The sequence below is a fragment of the Pseudomonas sp. AE27 genome (assembly GCF_037113495.1).
In the GTDB taxonomy this organism is placed as follows: Bacteria; Pseudomonadota; Gammaproteobacteria; order Pseudomonadales; family Pseudomonadaceae; genus Aquipseudomonas; species Aquipseudomonas palmensis.
Map to the genome: position 1 here is coordinate 3,671,041 of NZ_CP146966.1, position 19,523 is coordinate 3,690,563.

Below are 19,523 nucleotides of genomic sequence, written 5' to 3' on the forward strand. Positions count from 1 at the left end.
GGACAGACACATGCAATGGGAAGTTGTGATCGGGCTGGAAATTCATACCCAGCTCGCCACCCAGTCGAAGATTTTCTCCGGCAGCGCCACCACGTTCGGCTCCGAGCCGAACACCCAGGCCAGCCTGATCGACCTGGGCATGCCCGGCGTACTGCCGGTGCTCAACGAAGAAGCCGTGCGCATGGCCTGCATGTTCGGCCTGGCGATCGACGCCGAAATCGGCGAGCACAACGTGTTCGCGCGCAAGAACTACTTCTACCCCGACCTGCCCAAGGGCTACCAGATCAGCCAGATGGAGCTGCCGATCGTCGGCAAGGGCTACCTGGACATCGCCCTTGAAGACGGCACCGTCAAGCGCATCGGCATCACCCGCGCACACCTGGAGGAAGACGCCGGCAAGAGCCTGCACGAAGACTTCAGCGGCGCCACCGGCATCGACCTGAACCGCGCCGGCACGCCGCTGCTGGAAATCGTCTCCGAGCCGGAAATGCGCAGCGCCAAGGAAGCCGTGGCCTACGTCAAGGCGATCCACGCACTGGTGCGCTACCTGGGCATCTGCGACGGCAACATGGCCGAGGGCTCGCTGCGCTGCGACTGCAACGTGTCGATCCGGCCCAAGGGCCAGGTCGAGTTCGGCACCCGCTGCGAGATCAAGAACGTCAACTCGTTCCGCTTCATCGAGAAGGCGATCAACACCGAGGTGCAGCGCCAGATCGAACTGATCGAGGATGGCGGCCGGGTGATCCAGGAAACCCGCCTGTACGACCCGAACAAGGACGAGACCCGCTCCATGCGCAGCAAGGAGGAGGCCAACGACTACCGTTACTTCCCCGACCCGGACCTGCTGCCGGTGGTCATCGAGCCGGCGTTCCTCGACGCCATCCGCGCCACCCTGCCCGAACTGCCGCCGCAGAAGCGCGAGCGCTTCCAGAGCCAGTTCGGCCTGTCGGCCTACGACGCCAACGTGCTGGCCTCCAGCCGCGAGCAGGCCGACTACTTCGAGCAGGTGGTCGGTGTGTGCGGCGATGCCAAGCTCGCGGCCAACTGGGTCATGGTCGAGCTGGGCAGCCTGCTGAACAAGCTGGGCCTGGAGATCGACCAGGCGCCGGTCAGCGCCGCGCAACTGGGCGGCATGCTGCAGCGCATTCTGGACAACACCATCAGCGGCAAGATCGCCAAGGTGGTGTTCGAGAAGATGGCCGCCGGTGAAGGCGATGCCGACCAGATCATCGAGGCCGAAGGCCTGAAACAGGTGACCGACACCGGCGCGATCGAGAAGGTGCTGGACGAAGTGCTGGCGGCCAACGCCGAGCAGGTCGAGCAGTACCGCGCGGCGGACGAGGCCAAGCGCGGCAAGATGTTCGGCTTCTTCGTCGGCCAGGCGATGAAGGCGTCCAAGGGCAAGGCCAACCCGCAACAGGTGAACCAATTGCTCAAGAGCAAGCTCGAAGGCTGAACCGCGTCGCCTGCATTCGCCGGCAACGCCGGCTCCTACAAGGACGCACCAATCCCTGCAGGAGCCGGCGTTGCCGGCGAAGGCCACACCACGGAGTAACCGGATACATGTGGCGTCCCCTCAGCGCACTGCTCGCGCTTTTCACCCTGCTCGCCGGCTGTGCCAGCCACACCCTCGACCCCCGCGGTTACGACCAGACCGGCACCGCCTCCTATTACGGTTCCCGCCATCACGGCAAACGCACCGCCAGTGGCGAACCCTTCGACCAGCACGGCCTGACCGCCGCCCATCGCAGCCTGCCCTTCGGCACCCGCGTGCAGGTCACCAACCTCGCCAACGACCGCCGCGTCGTGGTACGCATCAACGACCGCGGCCCGCATACCCGGGGTCGACTCATCGACCTGTCACGCGCCGCCGCCGACCAACTGGGCATGCTCCGTAGCGGAACCGCGCGGGTACGGGTACAAAGTCTCAGCAACTGACCCTGCTTCGGAGCACGACCATTTTCGACCTGGCCGCTTTACCCACCTTCAGCCTGCTGCAACTGGCCCTGGGCCTGCTGCTGCTGATCACCGGCGCCGAACTGCTGGTGCGCGCCGCCCTGCGCCTGGCCGCCAGCCTGCAGGTGCGTCCGCTGATCATCGGCCTGAGCCTGGTGGCCTTCGGCAGCAGCGCCCCGCAACTGACCGTGAGCCTGCAGGCGGCCTACACCGGCGCACCCGACGTGGCGGTGGGCAGCGTGATCGGCAGCAACATCTTCAACGTGCTGGTCACCCTGGGCCTGGCCGCTCTGATCATCCCCCTGCGCGTTTCGCGGCAACTGGTACGCCTGGACATCCCGCTGATGATCGGCGCCAGCCTGCTGGTGTACCTGCTGGCCCTGGACGAACGCATCGGCCGCCTCGAAGGCGCCCTGCTGCTGCTCGGGCTGGTTGCCTACCTGGCCATCCTGTGGCACCAGTCACGCCACCACGCACGCACCTACCCCGCCCCCGGCCCGCGGCCGCAGCGTGGCGTCGGCTTCTGGTTCGGCACCCTGGCACTGATGCTCACCGGCCTGGGCCTGCTGAGCCTGGCCGGGCACCTGTTGCTGGAGGCAGCAGTGGAAGTGGCCGTCGACCTGGGCCTGTCGGAGCGGGTGATCGGCCTGACCGTGGTGGCGGTATGCACCTCGCTGCCGGAGCTGGCCACCTCGCTGATCGCCGCCTTGCGCGGCGAGCGGGAAATCGCCGTGGGCAACGTGATCGGCAGCAACCTGTTCAACCTGCTGGCGGTGCTCGGGCTGACCGCGCTGGTGGCCCCGGTGCCGCTGTCGATCTCGCCCAACGCGCTGGCCTTCGACCTGCCGGTGATGCTCGGCGTGGCCGTGCTGACCCTGCCGGTGTTCTATTCCGGCTACCGCGTCACCCGCGCCGAAGGTCTGGTGTTCCTGTGTCTTTACCTGGCCTATGGTCTGCACGTGGTGGCCTTCACCACCGGCATGCCGCTGGCCAACCGTCTGGAGCAGCTGATGCTGCTTTATGTCCTGCCGACGCTGGCGGTGGTGCTGATGTACACCACCGTGCGCGCCTGGCGCCGCCAACACTAAGGAAAACAACATGGGCGAGAGCAACAAAACCGGCGAACAGGTTCGCCGCCAGGTCATGGGCGATGCATTCGTGGACCGTGCACTGGGCAATGCCACCGAGTTCACCGAGCCGCTGCAGGCGTTCGTCAACGAGCACGCCTGGGGCAGCGTGTGGAGCCGCGAGGGCCTGCCGCTGAAAACCCGCAGCCTGATCACCCTGGCGGCGCTGACCGCGCTCAAGTGCCCGCAGGAGCTCAAGGGCCACGTGCGTGGCGCCCTGAACAACGGCTGTACGGTGGAAGAGATTCGCGAGGCGTTGCTGCATTGCGCCGTGTACGCGGGCGTACCGGCGGCGATCGATGCGTTTCGCGCCGCCCAGGAAGTGATCGACAGCTACCAGCAGGGCTGACCGATCACCCCGCAGGGCCGTCAGCCGGCGACGGCGGCGGCCTTCTGCCCCTTCTTCTTGAGCCAGAACGCCACGCCCAGGGTGGCGATCCAGGCCGGAATCAGCAGTACCGAGATGCGGATCGGCGGGGTCAGGTACATCACCACCAGAATCAGCACGATGAACGCCAGGCACAGGTAATTGGTCACCGGGTGCCCCCAGCTCTTGTAGAAGGTCGACTCGCCGGCAGCGATCTTGGCCTTGCGAAACTTCAGGTGGGTGATGCTGATGCTCGCCCAGTTGATCACCAGTGCCGACACCGCCAGCGCCATCAGCAGGCCGAAGGCTTCGCCCGGCATCAGATAGTTGATCAGCACGCACAGGCCGGTGGCCACCGCCGATACGCCCAGCGCCGCCAGCGGCACGCCACGACGGTTGATCTTGAGCAGTGCGCGCGGCGCATCACCCTGGCTGGCCAGGCCGAACAGCATGCGGCTGTTGCAGTACACGCAGCTGTTGTACACCGACAGCGCGGCAGTCAGCACCACCACGTTGAGAATGGTGGCCACCAGGTTGCTGTCCAGGTTGTGGAAGATCATCACGAACGGGCTGCCGCCCTGCACCACCTTCTGCCAGGGGTACAGCGACAGCAGCACCGCCAGTGCGCCGATGTAGAAGATCAGGATGCGGTACACCACCTGGTTGGTCGCGCGTGGAATGCTGTAGCGCGGGTTGTCCGCCTCGGCCGCGGTGATGCCGACCAGCTCCAGCCCGCCGAAGGAGAACATGATCACCGCCATCGCCATCACCAGCCCGGTGATGCCATTGGGGAAGAACCCGCCGTACTGCCACAGGTTGGCCACGCTGGCATCCGGCCCGCCGCTGCCGCTGGCCAGCAGCCAGGCGCCGAAGCCGATCATGCTGACGATGGCGATCACCTTGACCAGCGCGAACCAGAATTCCAGCTCGCCGTACACCTTGACCTGGGTGAGGTTGATCAGGTTGATCGCCACGAAGAAGATCGCTGCAGTGGCCCAGGTGGGGAAGTCCGGCCACCAGTACTGCACGTAGATACCCACCGCCGTCAGCTCGGCCATGCCCACCAGCACATAGACCACCCAGTAGTTCCAGCCCGAGACGAAGCCGGCGAACTCGTTCCAGTAGCGGTGCGCAAAGTGGCTGAAGCTGCCCGCCACCGGTTCCTCGACCACCATCTCACCCAGCTGGCGCATGATGAAAAAGGCCATCAGGCCGGCGATGGCGTAGCCCAGCAGCACGGCAGGGCCTGCCATCTGGATGGTCTGGGCGATGCCCAGGAACAACCCGGTGCCGATGGCGCCGCCCAGCGCGATCAACTGGATGTGACGGTTCTTCAGGCCGCGATGCAAACGCTCGGGCGTGATCTGGTCTTGCATGAAGTGTCCTCAGGCAGGGAGGCCGTTATTTTGAGTGTGGGCGACAGGATCTAGATCCAGCCGCCCCACTGCAAGATAAATATGCCGATATTCGTCGTAACTGCGGCCATCAGCGTGGTAATCACGATGATCGAGGCGGCCAGCTGGTGATTGCCGTTGGCCGCGCGCGCCATCACGTAGCTGGACGCGGCGGTGGGGCTGGCGATGTACAGGAACAGCACCCCCAGCTCCGCGCCGCGAAAGCCGCACAACCAGGCACCGAAGGTGGCCAGCAGCGGCAGCCACACCATCTTCACCAGGCTGGCACTCAGCGCCATGCGCCCGCTGGCGTGCAACGAGGCCATCGACAGCGTGCCGCCGATGCAGATCAGCGCCAGCGGCAGGGTCATCTGCGCCAGATAGTCACCGGAGGTCAGCAGCCAGTTGGGCAGCCCCACCTTGGCATACGCCAGCACGCCGGCCACCAGCACACTGATGATCAGCGGGTTGCGCAGGATGCTCTTGAGGATGCTCCAGGGGTCGGACTTGATGGTCGGGCTGTACACCGCCAGCACCACGGCCGACAGCGAGTTGTAGAGCAGGATCACCAGCCCGGCCAGCACCGCGCCGATGGAGATGCCATGATCGCCGTACATGCTCCCGGCCAGCGCCAGGCCGATGACCGCATTGTTGCCGCGAAAGCCGCCCTGGGCGTAGATGCCGCGATCTTCACGGGGGCAGCGCCAGATCGCGATCAGCCAGGCCAGGCCGAAGCTGCCCAGGGTGGCGACGGTGAAGTAGAGCAGTAGCGAGGGTTGGACCGCCGCCTCGAGATCGGCGTGGTAGATGCCCAGAAACAGCAGCGCCGGCATGCTCACGTTGAACACCAGGGCCGAGGCGGTCTGGATGAAGCTGTCGTTGATGGCGTTGATGCGGCGCAGCAGCACGCCCATGAACATCATCGCGAACACCGGCGCGGTGATGTTCAGGGTCTGGAGAAAAAGGGCGAGCATGCAGGTGGTCCCGTCGGCGTCGTTAGGGAGCTAATCATACGTCAACCTTGGGGCTGCCATGCAGCCCTTCGCCGCCAGTGCCGGCGCCATCAGGTTCACACCGACCACGTAGGAGCCGGCCTTGCCGGCGAAGAGGCCCTGAGGTTCAGCGCCGAACCGGGCGCTTCTGCAATTTGCGCTGCAGGGTACGCCGGTGCATGCCCAGCGCCCGCGCCGTGGCCGAGATATTGCCCTCATGCTCGGTCAGCACACGCTGGATGTGCTCCCACTGCAGGCGGTCCACCGACATCGGGTTTTCCGGTACCAGCGTGTCCAGGTCGGCGTGCTCGGACGCCAGCGCCGCCAGCACGTCGTCGGCATCGGCCGGCTTGCACAGGTAATTGCAGGCGCCGCGCTTGATCGCCTCCACCGCGGTGGCAATGCTCGAATAGCCGGTGAGGATCACCACGCGCATCTCCGGGTCCAGCTCCAGCAGCTTGGGCAGCAGCACCAGCCCGGAGTCGCCCTCCATCTTCAGGTCCAGCGTGGCGTAGTCCGGCACGTCCTGCTGGGCAATCTGCAGGCCCTCTTCGGCAGAACCCGCCGTGCTCACGCGAAACCCGCGCCGGCTCATGGCCCGGGCCATCACCCGGGTAAACGTGGCGTCGTCATCCACCAGCAGCAGGTGCGGCAGCTCCTCGCCTTCAGCCTGAATTTCATCACTCATCACACGTCTCCTCGCGCGTCACGCGGCAGGCGCAGCTCGGTGAGCGTACCGCCTTCCTCATGACTATAGAGTTTTACCGAGCCGCCAGCACGGGTCACGCTGGCCTTGCTCAAGAACAGGCCCAGGCCGAAGCCCTTGCCCTTGGTGGTAAAGAAGGGTTTGCCGATCTGCTCGGCGATCGCCACCGGCACGCCGGGGCCATGGTCGCGAATGCTGATCACGATGTCCTCGGCGTCCCAGTCCAGGTACACCTCCAGGTCATTGGGGCAGGCATCGGCTGCATTGTTCAACAGGTTCAGCAGGGCCTGGGTCAGGTCCGGCGGCGGCGCCAGGCGCGGCACCGTACCCTGGCCCAGGCGCTGGAAGCGATAGCTGGCCTCGGGGCGCATCAGGTGCCAGCGGTTGAGCGCCTCGTCCAGCCAGAAGCTCGCCTCCTGCTCCTGCACCGCCATGCGCCGGTTGGCCTCGGCGGCGCGCACCAGGTTCTGCAAGGTGTGCTTGCACTGCTTGACCTGCTCCTGCAGCGTCTCCAGGTCTTCCTGCAGCAGCGGGTCGGTGTGGTCCTGGCGCATCTCGTTGATCAGCACGCTCATGGTCGCCAGCGGCGTGCCCAGCTCATGGGCGGCACCGGCGGCCTGGGTGGCCACGGCCAGCAGTTGCTGGTCGCGCAGGCCTTCCTCGCGGCGCTGGGCCTGGAACTGCTGCTGGCGACGCAGCTCTTCGGCCATCTTGGCGGCAAAGAAGGTGATCACCCCGGCGGCCAGGGCAAAACTCAGCCACATGCCGTAGATCTGCATCTTCTCGCGGGCCATGGGAAAGGTTTCGAGCGGGAAGTACTGCACCAGCAGCAGGGTGTAGGCCACCAGCGCAATGCCCGACAGAATCAGCGAATACAGCCATGGCAGCGTCACCGCGGCAATCGCCAGGGGCACCAGGTAATAGGACACGAAGGGGTTGGTCGAGCCCCCGGAAAAATACAGCAGCGCACTGTGGATCAGCAGGTCGCAGGCCAGCTGCACCGCATACTCCAGCTCGGTGACCGGCAGCGAGGTGCGCAGCCGGATGGCCGTGAGCACGCACAGCACCATGGAGAACCCCAGGGTGATGCTCAGCGCCAGCCACGGCAGTGGCAGCAGTTCGGTCCAGTAGGCGACCGCCACCGAACCGGCCTGGGCGGCCAGCACCAGGGTGCGGATGAAGGTCAGGCGCCAGAGGTTCTGACGTGTGGCAGACAGCATGAGTACGGGGGCGAGCATGAGCTCTCCTGATGAGTGCTCCAGGTGAATCGTGGCGAGTATACCCAAGCTGCACCCCGCGCTGCAGCAATGCGGCAAAGCGCCACAGGCACACCGGCATCGATGATGGCTTTTTGAACCTCGTCGGTTTGTGCGAGTCTGATGGGGTCTGCGTGGTCGGGATCGACCGCCGCCACGCCTCAATTTCAAGGAGTTGCCCATGCACACTGTGTCTCGCGCCAGTACCACCCTCGTCCTCGCGACCGGCCTGTTTGCCAGCTTTGCGGCACTGGCCAACGAGCCTCGCTACAACCAGGTTTCACTGCGCGCCGAAGCCAGCAAGGAAGTCGCCCGCGACCTGATGGTCGTGACACTGTACACCGAGGCGCAGAACACCGACCCGGCCAAGCTGGCCAACGAGATCACCACCAGCATGAACAAGGCGCTGGAAAAGGCCCGTGCGGTCAAGGACGTCAAGCTCAGCCAGGACAGCCGCAACAGCTACCCGATCTACGACAACAAGAACCAGAAGATCACCGGCTGGCGCGAACGTGCCGAGCTGCGCCTGGAAAGCGCGAACTTCCCGGCGCTGTCCAAGCTCACCGGCGAGCTGCTGCAGGACCTGAAGATGGGCGGGATGGATTTCGCCATCGCCCCGGCCACCCGCAAGAGCAGCGAAGACGCCCTGCTCAAGGATGCCATCGACGCCTTCAAGGCCCGCGCCCAGCTGACCACCGAAGCCCTCGGCGGCAAGGGCTACAAGGTGGTCAACCTGAACCTCAACAGCAGCGGCTACCCGCACCCCTACGCCCGCGGCGCCATGATGATGAAGGCCAGCATGGACGCCGAAGCCGCGCCAAGCCCGGAAATCGAAGCCGGTACCAGCCAGGTCAGCCTCAGCGCCGACGGCACCATCGAAGTGCTGATGCCCTGATTCACCCGCGGGCAACGCCTGCATCGCTGTCAGCTATGGTTTGAGGGTCGCGCTGGTCAACAGGCCAGCCTCCCTGCCCGCCGAGCGGCCCCACTGGCCGCCCGGCGCACCAATGACATCGATGAGGCCAACAATGCTCAAACACGCGGTCCTTCCCTACCTGCTCGGCGCAGGCCTGCTGGCCGGCGCACCGCTGGCCCATGCGGCCAGCAACCTGGTGTTCTGCTCCGAGGGCAGCCCGGCGGGCTTCGACCCGGGCCAGTACACCACCAGTACCGACTTCGACGCCTCGGCCGAGACCGTCTTCAACCGCCTCAGCCAGTTCGAACGCGGCGGTACGGCGGTGATCCCCGGGCTTGCCACACGATGGGACATCAGCGACGACGGCCTGAGCTACACCTTCCACCTGCGCGAAGGCGTGCAGTTCCACAGCACCGACTACTTCAAGCCCAGCCGCCCCTTCAACGCCGATGACGTGCTGTTCACCTTCAACCGCATGCTCGACAGGAACCTGCCGTTTCGCAAGGCCTACCCCACCGAGTTCCCCTACTTCACCGACATGGGCATGGACAAGAACATCGTCAAGCTCGAAAAACTCGACGAACACACGGTCAGGTTCACCCTGGCCAGCGTGGACGCCGCGTTCATCCAGAACATGGCCATGAGCTTCGCCTCGATCCAGTCCGCCGAATACGCCGAGCAACTGCTCAAGCAGGGCAAGCCGGCCGACATCAACCAGAAGCCGATCGGCACCGGCCCCTTCGTGTTCGCCAAGTACCAGAAAGACGCGCAGATCCGCTTCAAGGGCAACAAGGCCTACTGGCAACCGCAGGACGTGAAGATCGACAACCTGATCTTCGCCATCACCACCGACCCGTCGGTGCGCATGCAGAAGCTCAAGAAGAACGAATGCCAGATCACCCTGTTCCCGCGCCCGGCCGACCTCAAGTCGCTGGAAGCGGACCCCAACCTGAACCTGCCGCACCAGGCCGGCTTCAACCTGGGCTACATCGCCTACAACGTGACCGACCCGATCAAGGGCACCACCGCGCCCAACCCCATGGCCCAGCTCAAGGTGCGCCAGGCCCTGGACATGGCGGTGAACAAGCAGCAGATCATCGACGCGGTGTACCAGGGCGCGGGGCAGCTGGCGGTCAATGCCATGCCGCCCACCCAGTGGAGCTACGACGACACCATCAAGGACGTGCCCTACGACCCGGCCAAAGCCAAGGCGCTGGTGCAGGAGGCCGGGGTCAGGGAGGGCACCGAGATCACCCTGTGGGCCATGCCGGTGCAACGCCCCTACAACCCCAACGCCCGGCTCATGGCCGAGATGATCCAGGCCGACTGGGCGAAGATCGGCATCAAGGCCAGCATCGTCAGCTACGAGTGGGGCGAATACATGAAGCGCGCCAAGGCCGGTGAGAACGGCGCCATGCTGATTGGCTGGAGCGGCGACAACGGCGACCCGGACAACTGGCTGGGCACCCTCTACGGCTGCGACGCGGTGAACGGCAACAACTTCTCCAAATGGTGCGACCCTGCCTACGACGCGCTGATCAAGCAGGCCAAGGCCACCCCCGACCAGGCCCGACGCACCGAGCTGTACAAGCAGGCGCAGCACATCATCAAGGCGCAGGTGCCGATCACCCCGATCGCCCATTCCACGGTGTACCAGCCGATGCGCAAGACCGTGCAGGACTTCAAGATCAGCCCCTTCGGCCTGAATGCCTTCTACGGCGTAAGCGTCAGCCAATAGACACCCAACGCGATGTTTAGCCTGTCCCTGCGGGCCCCGAGCTCATCGGTGCACGCGGGGCACTGATACCTGCTTGAAAATTACGACACCACACCAAGATTTTTCCCACGCCTCACACCCACTTCCTTACCTGCACGCCCGCCGCCCGCGTCCCTACCGTGGAGCGCGTGGTGGTGCTGGCACCCTGCTGTCGCCGCGCCCCCCACGCCTCGTACAACAACAAAGGAATGGGACCGCATGCGTATTTCTCCGGTTTTCGCCGCACTGCTGGGCCTGGGGGCACTGGCCTATGGCCCGACAGCCCTGGCCAAGGGCAACCTGGTGTTCTGCTCCGAGGGCAGCCCGGGCGGCTTCGATATCGCCCAGTACACCACCTCCATCGAAAACGACGCCGCCGAACCGCTGTACAACGGCCTGGTGGAATTCGAACGCGGCGCCACCCGCGTCATCCCCTCGCTGGCGACCGGCTGGGACGTTTCCGATGACGGCCTGACCTATACCTTCCGCCTGCGCCAGGGCGTGAAGTTCCACGCCAACAAGGACTTCACCCCCACCCGCGACTTCAACGCCGACGACGTGCTGCTCACCTTCCAGCGCATGCTCGACCCACAGCACCCGTTTCGCGTGGCCTACCCGGCCGAGTTCCCCTACTTCGTCAGCATGGACCTGGACAAGAACATCGCCCGGGTCGAAAAGCGCGACCCCTACACGGTGGTCTTCACCCTCAACAGCGTCGATGCCGCCTTCATCCAGAACCTGGCCATGGGCTTTGCCTCGATCGTCTCGGCCGAATACGCCACCCAGCTGATGGCCAGCGGGCGGCTCAGCGACTTCGACCAGAAGCCGATCGGCACCGGCCCCTTCGTGTTCCAGCGCTACCAGAAGGATGCGCAGATCCGCTACCGGGCCAACCCCGACTACTGGGACCCGCAGCAGGTCAGGCTCGACCAGTTGATCTTCTCGATCAACACCGACGCCTCGGTGCGGGTGCAGAAGCTGCGCAAGGGGGAATGCCAGGTCACCGTCAACCCGCGCCCCGCCGACCTCAAGGCCCTGGCCGCCGACCCGAAGATCAACATGCTCGACCAGCCCGGCTTCAACCTGGGCTACATCGCCTACAACGTGCAGCACCCGCCGTTCGACCAGTTGCAGGTGCGCCAGGCCATGGACATGGCGGTGAACAAGGCGGCCATCGTCAAGGCGGTGTACCAGGATGCCGGCCAACTGGCCGTGAACTTCATGCCGCCCACCCAGTGGTCCTACGACCCGAGCATCCGCGATGCCGGCTACGACCCCGACAAGGCCCGCGCCCTGCTGGCGGACGCCGGGGTCAAGCCCGGCACGCCCATCACCCTGTGGGCCATGCCGGTGCAACGCCCCTACAACCCCAACGCCAAGCTGATGGCCGAGATGCTCCAGGCCGACTGGGGCAAGGTCGGCCTGGACGTGAAGATCGTCAGCTACGAATGGGGCGAGTACATCAAGCGCACCAAGAACGGCGAGCACGACGTGATGCTGCTGGGCTGGACCGGTGACAACGGCGACCCCGACAACTGGATGGGCACCCTCTACAGCTGCGGTGCCATCGGCAGCAACAACGTGTCGATGTGGTGCGACCCCGAATACGACGCCCTGGTGCAGCAGGCCAAGCGCATCACCGACCCCGCCGCGCGCACCGCGCTGTACCAGCAGGCCCAGCAGCGCATGAAGCAGCAGGTGCCGATCACCCCGGTCGCCCACTCCACCGTGCATCAACCGCTGAGCGTCCGGGTACAGGACTTCAAGGTCAGCCCGTTCGGGCGCAACAGTTTTTCGGGCGTCAGCGTCGACTGACCTCTGCCCGCCCCCTCCCAAGGTTCACCGCCGCACCCGCCGGGCTCACGAGGCCCGGCGGCTAATAAAACATGCAAAGGAGCATCACCTTGAGACCTACCCGACACGCAGCACTTTGCCTGGCCCTTGGCGGCCTGAGCGCGCTGGCCCAGGCCGAACCCGTCAGCCAGGATTTCGTTGCGCTTACCCTGCGCACCACCTCCGACCAGGCCCAGGCCAGCGGCTTTCTCGACGGCCAGCGCCTGTCCGGCTCGACCCGCAACTGGTACGCCCACGAGCACGCCACCCGCGGGCCACTGTGGTCCTACAGCAAGCGCGACGGCAGCCGCCACCCCACCAGCAGCCGCGACAACTGGGTCCAGGGCACCCTCCTCAACTACACCTCCGGCTTCACCGAGGGCACCGTGGGCCTGAGCACCGAAGTGGCGCTGTACAACGCGGTGGCCCTGCAGCGCGGCCGCGCCAGCGTGGCCGGGCCGAACAACCGCACCCTCACCCACGGCGACGGCGAGGTGCTCGACCAGTGGAGCAAGGTCGGCCTGGCCAACCTCAAGGCCCGGGTGTCCAACACCACCCTCACCGCCGGCCGCCAGTCCATCGACACCCCGGTGATCGCCTACATCGGCAACCGCGCACTGCCCTCCAGCTTCCAGGGCGTGAGCCTGCACAGCGCCGAGTTCGACAACCTGAGCCTCGACCTGGGCACCTTCGACCGCGTGTCGATGCGTACCGAGCAGGGCCAGAGCAAGTTTCGCTCCGAGTATGGCGATTCCCGCCAGTTCACCGACCGGGTCAGCATGGCCGGGGTCAACTACCAGCCGCTGCAGAGCCTGAGCACCAGCCTCTACGTGTCCAAGGTCGAGGACCTGTGGAACCAGTACTACTTCGGCGCCAACCACCTGCTGGGCGACAACGCGGTGCTGGGCCTGAACACCGGGCTCAACTACTACAAGACCCGCGACGCCGGCCGGAGCAAGCTGGGCGCCATCGACAACGACACCTTCAGCCTGTCGCTGGCCCTGACCCACCAGGCGCACACCGTGTCGGTCTCCTACCAGCAGGTCAACGGCAACGAGTACTTCGACTACCTGCACGACACCAACGCGATCTTCCTGGCCAACTCGCTGCTGTCGGACTTCAACGGCCCCAACGAGAAATCACTACAGATCGGCTACGTGCTGAACATGGCCCCCTTCGGCGTGCCCGGCCTCAAGTTCAACCTGTACAACGCCCGCGGCTGGGGCATCGACGGCACCCATTACAAGGGCGGTGGCTACGACGTGAAGAACCTCGACGGAGAGCACCACGACGAATGGGGCATCGGCACCAGCTATGCCGTACAAGGCGGCGCGTTCAAGGACACCACCGTGCGCGCCACCTACACCACCCACCGCGCCAGCAAATTGCAGGGTGACGGGAGCCTGAACGAGGTGCGCGTGGTCACAACCATTCCGTTCAACATCCTCTAGGGCGGCAGGTCGCGGCCGATTCGCCGAATCGGCCGCGATGGCTACGCTGGTTTAATCGAATGCAGGGAAGTGTCATGAAACAGTCAACCCTACAGGCTGCCCTTGCAGCCATCCTGTTGAGCGCCGCAGCCCCGCTGATGGCCAAGCCCCTGGTGGTGTGCACCGAGGCCAGCCCCGAGGGCTTCGACATCGTGCAGTACACCACGGCCGTCACCGCCGATGCCGCCGCAGAAACCCTGTTCAACCGCCTGGTGGACTTCAAGCCCGGCACCACCGAGGTGCAGCCGGCCCTGGCCGAACGCTGGGAGGTCAGCCCCGACGGCCTGACCTACACCTTTCACCTGCGCAGCGGGGTCAGGTTCCACACCACCGACTACTTCACCCCCACCCGCGACCTGAACGCCGACGACGTGCTGTGGAGCTTCCAGCGCCAGCTCGACCCCGCCCACCCCTGGCACGACAAGACCAGCATCGGCTTCCCCTATTTCGAGAGCATGGGTTTCCAGCACCTGCTCAAATCGGTGGAAAAGCTCGACCCGCACACCGTGGCGTTTCACCTGACCCGCCCCGAGGCACCGTTTCTGCGCGACCTGGCCATGGCCTTCACCTCGATCTATTCCGCCGAATACGCCGACCAGTTGCTCAAGGCCGGCACCACCGCCGAACTCAACAGCAAGCCGGTCGGCACCGGCCCGTTCATCTTCCAGCGCTACAACAAGGACGCGCAGGTGCGCTACAGGCCCAACCCGGACTACTTTCGCGGCAAGCCGCCGAGCGATGCGCTGATCTTCGCCATCACCCCCGACAACAACGTGCGCCTGCAGAAGCTGCGCGCCAACGAATGCCAGGTGGCGCTGTACCCCAAGCCCGACGACATACCCGGCATCAAGGCCGACGCGCGCCTGAAGGTGGCCGAAATGGAGGCCCTGACCACCGGCTACATCTCGCTCAACACCGAGCACAGGTACCTGAGCGACGTGCGCGTACGGCGCGCCATCAACCTGGCCTTCGACCGCGAACACCATGTCGAGCAACTGTTCGGCAAGGGCAACGCCCTGCTGGCGGTGAACCCCTACCCGCCGACCCTGATGGGCTACAACAGCCAGAACCGCAACCCGCCCCGCGACCTGGACCAGGCCCGCGCGCTGCTCAAGGAGGCTGGCGTACCCGAAGGCACCGTGCTCACCCTGTTCACCCGCAACGGCGGCGGACCCACCAACCCCAACCCGCGCCTGAGCGCCGAGATGCTTCAGGCCGACCTCGCCCAGGTCGGCCTGAAGGTCGACATCCGCGTGATGGAATGGGCCGAGATGCTGCGCCGCGCCAAGGCCGGCGAAGCCGACATGGTGTCGGCCGGCTGGGCGGGCGACAACGGCGACCCGGACAACTTCCTGACCCCGCTGCTCAGCTGCGCCGCAGCGAAGAATGGGGAAAACTACGCACGCTGGTGCAACCCGCGATTCCAGGTGCTGATCGACCACGCCCGCGAAACCGCCGACCCCGATCAACGCGCCGCACTCTATGTCCAGGCACTGGCGGTGTACGATGAGGCCAAACCGTGGATCAACATGGCCCACCCGAAGGTGTTCACCGCCCTGCGCGAGAACGTCGAGGGCTACGTCATCAACCCGATGACCAACAACAACTTCGCCACCACGCGGGTGAAGTAGAACGATAACGCTTGCAGCGCCCGCCCCCGGGCGCTCGCAGGCATGCCTTAGGCTGATGAGGTACACCACACGATGTTTAGTTTTATTGCACGGCGTCTGGGCCTGTTGATCCCGTCGTTCTTCGGCATCACCCTGCTCACGTTCGCGCTCATACGCCTGATCCCCGGTGACCCGGTGGAGGTGATGATGGGCGAACGCAGGGTCGACCCCGAGATGCACGCCCAGGCCATGGAACGGCTCGGCCTGAACAAGCCGCTGGCGCAGCAGTACCTGGACTACGTCGGCAAGCTGGCCCAGGGCGACCTGGGCGAGTCGCTGCGTACCCGCGAAAGCGTGTGGCACGAGTTTCTCGCGCTGTTCCCCGCCACCCTCGAACTGGCCATGGCCGCGCTGCTGTTCGCCGGCATCGTCGGGCTGCTGGCCGGGGTGATCGCCGCGCTCAAGCGCGGCTCGCTGTTCGATCACGGGGTCATGGGCATCTCACTGGCCGGCTACTCGATGCCGATCTTCTGGTGGGGCCTGATCCTGATCATGTTCTTCTCGGTCGGGTTGGGCTGGACGCCGGTGTCCGGGCGCATCGACCTGCTCTACGACATCGAGCCGACCACCGGCTTCATGCTCATCGACACCCTGCTCAGCGACGAGGAAGGCGCGTTCAAGGACGCGTTGATGCACCTGATCCTGCCGGCCATCGTGCTCGGCACCATCCCGCTGGCGGTGATCGCACGCATGACCCGCTCCTCGATGCTCGAAGTGCTGCGCGAGGACTACATCCGCACCGCACGGGCCAAGGGCCTGTCGCCGGCACGGGTGGTGTTCGTGCACGGCCTGCGCAACGCGCTGATCCCGGTGCTTACGGTGGTCGGCCTGCAGGTCGGCACGTTGCTCGGTGGCGCGGTGCTTACCGAAACCATCTTTTCCTGGCCGGGCATCGGCAAATGGCTGATCGAAGCCATCGGCGCCCGTGACTACCCCGTGGTACAGAACGGCATCCTGTTGATTGCCTGCCTGGTGATCCTGGTCAACTTCGTCGTGGACATCCTCTACGGCCTGGCCAACCCACGCATCCGACATCAGCGCTGAGGCCTTCGCTCATGACCAATCCGTTTGCAAAAACCGCTGCCGTCGACGCCGCGCCGCTCGACCAGAGCCTGCTCTACCCCTCCCCCTACAAGGAATTCTGGCACGCCTTCTCGCGCAACAAGGGCGCGGTGGCCGGCCTGCTGTTCATGTGCCTGATCGTGTTCTGCGCACTGTTCGCCCCGTGGGTGGCGCCGCACAACCCCAGCGAGCAGTACCGCGACTTCCTGCTGACCCCGCCGGTATGGCTCGAAGGCGGCCAGTGGCAGTTTCTGCTGGGTACCGACGAGCTGGGCCGCGACCTGCTCTCGCGGCTGATCCAGGGTTCGCGCCTGTCGCTGCTGATCGGCCTGTCATCGGTAATGATCTCGCTGATCCCGGGCGTGCTGCTGGGCCTGCTGGCCGGTTTTTTCCCACGCCTGCTTGGCCCGTCCATCATGCGCCTGATGGACGTGATGCTGGCGCTGCCCTCGCTGCTGCTGGCGGTGGCCATCGTGGCGATCCTGGGCCCTGGCCTGATCAACACCGTGATCGCCATCGCCATCGTCTCGCTGCCGGCCTACGTGCGCCTGACCCGCGCCGCGGTGATGGGCGAGCTGAACCGCGACTACGTCACCGCCGCACGCCTGGCCGGGGCACGCCTGCCGCGCCTGATGTTCGTCACCGTGCTGCCCAACTGCATGGCGCCGCTGATCGTGCAGGCCACCCTGAGTTTCAGTTCGGCGATTCTCGATGCCGCCGCGCTGGGCTTCCTGGGCCTGGGCGTGCAACCGCCGACCCCGGAGTGGGGCACCATGCTGGCCTCGGCCCGCGACTACATCGAACGCGCCTGGTGGGTGGTCAGCCTGCCGGGCCTGACCATCCTGCTCAGCGTGCTGGCAATCAACCTGATGGGCGACGGGCTGCGCGATGCGCTGGACCCGAAACTCAAGAATGCCGCCTGAGGAGAAGCCCATGTCACTTCTACACATCAAGAACCTGAGCGTGCGCTTCGGCGACGCCTCGGCGGTACCGGTGGTCGACGGCCTCGACCTGAGCGTGGAAAAGGGCGAGGTGCTGGCGATTGTGGGCGAGTCCGGCTCGGGCAAGTCGGTGACCATGATGGCGCTGATGGGCCTGATCGACGCCCCCGGGCGCATCACCGCCGACGCTTTGACCTTCAACGGCAGCGACATGCTCACCCTGAGCGGCCGGCAGCGGCGCAAGGTGGTCGGCAAGGACATGGCGATGGTCTTCCAGGACCCCATGACCGCACTCAACCCCAGCTACACCGTGGGTTTCCAGATCGAGGAGGTGCTGCGCCAGCACCTGGGGCTGCGCGGCAAGGCGGCGCGCCAGCGTGCGCTGGAGCTGCTGAAGAAGGTCGAGATCCCGGCCCCGGAAAGCCGCCTGGATGCCTACCCCCACCAACTCTCCGGCGGCATGAGCCAGCGCGTGGCAATCGCCATGGCGATTGCCGGCGAACCCAAGCTGCTGATCGCCGACGAGCCCACCACGGCCCTGGACGTGACCATTCAGGCGCAGATCATGGAGCTGCTGCTCAACCTGCAGAAAGAGCAGGACATGGCGCTGATCCTGATTACCCACGACCTTGCCGTGGTGGCCGAAACCGCCCGCCGCGTGTGCGTGATGTATGCCGGCCAGGCAGTGGAAGTCGGCCAGGTGCCCGAGCTGTTCGAGGTGCCTGCGCACCCCTACAGCGAAGCCCTGCTGGCAGCGATCCCCGAGCACAGCGAAGGCGCCGAGCGCCTGGCGACCCTGCCCGGCATCGTGCCCGGACGCTACGACCGGCCCCACGGCTGCCTGCTGTCGCCGCGCTGCCCCTACGTGCAGGACCACTGCCGCCAGCAACGTCCGAGCCTGGACCCCAAGGCCCACAGCCTGGCCCGCTGCTTCTACCCGCTCAACCAGGAGGTGGCGTGATGAGCGTCGTACTGACCGCCCGTGACCTCACCCGTCATTACGAAGTGTCCCTGGGCCTGTTCAAGGGCCATGCCCTGGTACGCGCCCTCAATGGGGTGTCGTTCGAACTGGAGGCCGGCAAGACCCTGGCCGTGGTCGGCGAATCCGGCTGCGGCAAGTCGACCCTGGCCCGCGCCCTGACCCTGATCGAGGAACCGTCGTCGGGCTCGTTGCAGATCGCCGGGCAGGAGGTGGCCGGTGCCAGCAAGCAGCAGCGCCGGCAACTGCGCCGCGATGTGCAGATGGTGTTCCAGAGCCCCTATGCCTCGCTCAACCCGCGCCAGAAGGTCGGTGACCAACTGGCCGAGCCGCTGCTGATCAACACCCGGCTGTCCAGGGCCGAACGCCGCGAAAAGGTGCAGGCGATGATGCAGCAGGTGGGCCTGCGGCCCGAGCACTACCAGCGCTACCCGCACATGTTCTCCGGTGGCCAGCGCCAGCGCATCGCCCTGGCGCGGGCCATGATGCTGCAACCCAAGGTGTTGGTGGCGGACGAGCCGACCTCGGCGCTGGACGTGTCGATCCAGGCGCAGGTGCTGAACCTGTTCATGGATTTGCAGAAGGAGTTCAACACCGCCTACGTGTTCATCTCGCACAACCTGGCGGTGGTGCGGCATGTGGCCGACCAGGTACTGGTGATGTACCTGGGGCGCCCGGCGGAAATGGGGCCCAAGGAGGATATCTATGCCAGGCCTTTGCACCCTTACACCCAGGCCCTGCTGTCGGCGACCCCGACCATTCACCCCGACCCGCTCAAGCCAAAGATCAGGATCGTGGGCGAGCTGCCCAACCCGCTGAACCCACCGCCGGGGTGCGCGTTCCACAAGCGTTGCCCGTATGCCACCGAGCGCTGTGCCAGTGAAGAGCCGGCGTTCCGGCCAGTGGGTACACGGCAGGTGGCGTGCCACTATGCGGAGCAGTTTCTCTAGAACTGCTGCGCCAGCAATCGCGGGTCAAGCCCGCTCCCACACGGATCACTGCTGTCCTTGTGGGAGCGGGCTTGACCCGCGATAGGGCCCTGCAGGTATTCTGCTTTCCTACCTCCAATGAGCCAGCC

The 19,523-nt window shown here is 65.7% G+C and carries 17 protein-coding genes; 13 read left to right on the forward strand and 4 right to left on the reverse strand.

From position 1 onward, the window contains the following. Positions 1 to 10: 10 nt before the first annotated feature. From gatB to V9K84_RS16985, 4 genes are all read left to right on the forward strand, one after another. The gene (gene gatB, locus V9K84_RS16970) at positions 11 to 1,456 is read left to right on the forward strand and encodes an Asp-tRNA(Asn)/Glu-tRNA(Gln) amidotransferase subunit GatB (RefSeq protein WP_054916385.1); all 1,446 of its coding nucleotides are present in this window, start codon (positions 11 to 13) and stop codon (positions 1,454 to 1,456) included. Positions 1,457 to 1,563: 107 nt separating this feature from the next. Next, positions 1,564 to 1,938, forward strand: a complete 375-nt coding sequence (locus V9K84_RS16975) for a septal ring lytic transglycosylase RlpA family protein (protein ID WP_043862480.1) — start codon at positions 1,564 to 1,566, stop codon at positions 1,936 to 1,938. Positions 1,939 to 2,000: 62 nt separating this feature from the next. Continuing rightward, positions 2,001 to 3,044: a calcium/sodium antiporter gene (locus tag V9K84_RS16980; RefSeq protein WP_043862481.1), complete on the forward strand. Its 1,044-nt coding sequence runs from the start codon at positions 2,001 to 2,003 to the stop codon at positions 3,042 to 3,044. A 10-nt stretch (positions 3,045 to 3,054) separates the two neighbouring features. Next, positions 3,055 to 3,432 (forward strand): carboxymuconolactone decarboxylase family protein, encoded by a 378-nt coding sequence (locus V9K84_RS16985; protein ID WP_043862482.1) that lies wholly within the window; start codon positions 3,055 to 3,057, stop codon positions 3,430 to 3,432. A gap of 20 nt (positions 3,433 to 3,452) precedes the next feature. Here the strand turns inward: V9K84_RS16985 and V9K84_RS16990 are convergent, their stop codons facing one another. The 4 genes from V9K84_RS16990 to V9K84_RS17005 all read right to left on the reverse strand — a co-directional run bounded on the left by V9K84_RS16990 (position 3,453) and on the right by V9K84_RS17005 (position 7,780). After that, entirely contained in the window at positions 3,453 to 4,826 is a 1,374-nt protein-coding gene (locus V9K84_RS16990) for an amino acid permease (RefSeq protein ID WP_043862483.1), read from the reverse strand. A gap of 50 nt (positions 4,827 to 4,876) precedes the next feature. After that, positions 4,877 to 5,818 (reverse strand): AEC family transporter, encoded by a 942-nt coding sequence (locus V9K84_RS16995; protein WP_054916387.1) that lies wholly within the window; start codon positions 5,816 to 5,818, stop codon positions 4,877 to 4,879. A gap of 145 nt (positions 5,819 to 5,963) precedes the next feature. Next, positions 5,964 to 6,524, reverse strand: coding sequence for a response regulator transcription factor (locus tag V9K84_RS17000; protein ID WP_043862485.1), 561 nt, complete (start codon positions 6,522 to 6,524; stop codon positions 5,964 to 5,966). After that, entirely contained in the window at positions 6,524 to 7,780 is a 1,257-nt protein-coding gene (locus V9K84_RS17005; protein ID WP_054916388.1) for an ATP-binding protein, read from the reverse strand. The genes V9K84_RS17000 and V9K84_RS17005 overlap by 1 nt, the downstream gene beginning before the upstream one ends. Positions 7,781 to 7,979: 199 nt before the next feature. Between V9K84_RS17005 and V9K84_RS17010 the strand changes: the two genes are divergently transcribed. The 9 genes from V9K84_RS17010 (at position 7,980) to V9K84_RS17050 (ending at position 19,395) form a co-directional block, all read left to right on the forward strand. After that, a complete protein-coding gene (locus V9K84_RS17010; protein ID WP_088515325.1) occupies positions 7,980 to 8,693 on the forward strand; it encodes an SIMPL domain-containing protein in 714 nt (237 codons plus the stop codon). Between the two features lie 133 nt (positions 8,694 to 8,826). Beyond that, the gene (locus tag V9K84_RS17015) at positions 8,827 to 10,452 is read left to right on the forward strand and encodes an ABC transporter substrate-binding protein (RefSeq protein ID WP_058541423.1); all 1,626 of its coding nucleotides are present in this window, start codon (positions 8,827 to 8,829) and stop codon (positions 10,450 to 10,452) included. Positions 10,453 to 10,689: 237 nt separating this feature from the next. Next, complete coding sequence (locus V9K84_RS17020) at positions 10,690 to 12,285, forward strand: ABC transporter substrate-binding protein (protein WP_088515324.1); 1,596 nt, start codon at positions 10,690 to 10,692, stop codon at positions 12,283 to 12,285. A 71-nt stretch (positions 12,286 to 12,356) separates the two neighbouring features. After that, a complete protein-coding gene (locus V9K84_RS17025; RefSeq protein WP_088515323.1) occupies positions 12,357 to 13,754 on the forward strand; it encodes an OprD family porin in 1,398 nt (465 codons plus the stop codon). Positions 13,755 to 13,828: 74 nt separating this feature from the next. Continuing rightward, positions 13,829 to 15,424: an ABC transporter substrate-binding protein gene (locus tag V9K84_RS17030; RefSeq protein WP_054916391.1), complete on the forward strand. Its 1,596-nt coding sequence runs from the start codon at positions 13,829 to 13,831 to the stop codon at positions 15,422 to 15,424. Positions 15,425 to 15,496: 72 nt separating this feature from the next. Then, positions 15,497 to 16,507, forward strand: a complete 1,011-nt coding sequence (locus V9K84_RS17035; protein ID WP_043862492.1) for an ABC transporter permease subunit — start codon at positions 15,497 to 15,499, stop codon at positions 16,505 to 16,507. Between the two features lie 11 nt (positions 16,508 to 16,518). After that, positions 16,519 to 17,448 carry an ABC transporter permease subunit gene (locus tag V9K84_RS17040; RefSeq protein ID WP_338791557.1) on the forward strand — a complete coding sequence of 310 codons (930 nt, stop codon included), beginning with the start codon at positions 16,519 to 16,521 and terminating at the stop codon, positions 17,446 to 17,448. A 10-nt stretch (positions 17,449 to 17,458) separates the two neighbouring features. Then, positions 17,459 to 18,427 (forward strand): oligopeptide/dipeptide ABC transporter ATP-binding protein, encoded by a 969-nt coding sequence (locus V9K84_RS17045; RefSeq protein WP_043862494.1) that lies wholly within the window; start codon positions 17,459 to 17,461, stop codon positions 18,425 to 18,427. Continuing rightward, positions 18,427 to 19,395 (forward strand): peptide ABC transporter ATP-binding protein, encoded by a 969-nt coding sequence (locus tag V9K84_RS17050; RefSeq protein ID WP_043862495.1) that lies wholly within the window; start codon positions 18,427 to 18,429, stop codon positions 19,393 to 19,395. The genes V9K84_RS17045 and V9K84_RS17050 overlap by 1 nt, the downstream gene beginning before the upstream one ends. Positions 19,396 to 19,523: the final 128 nt, after the last annotated feature.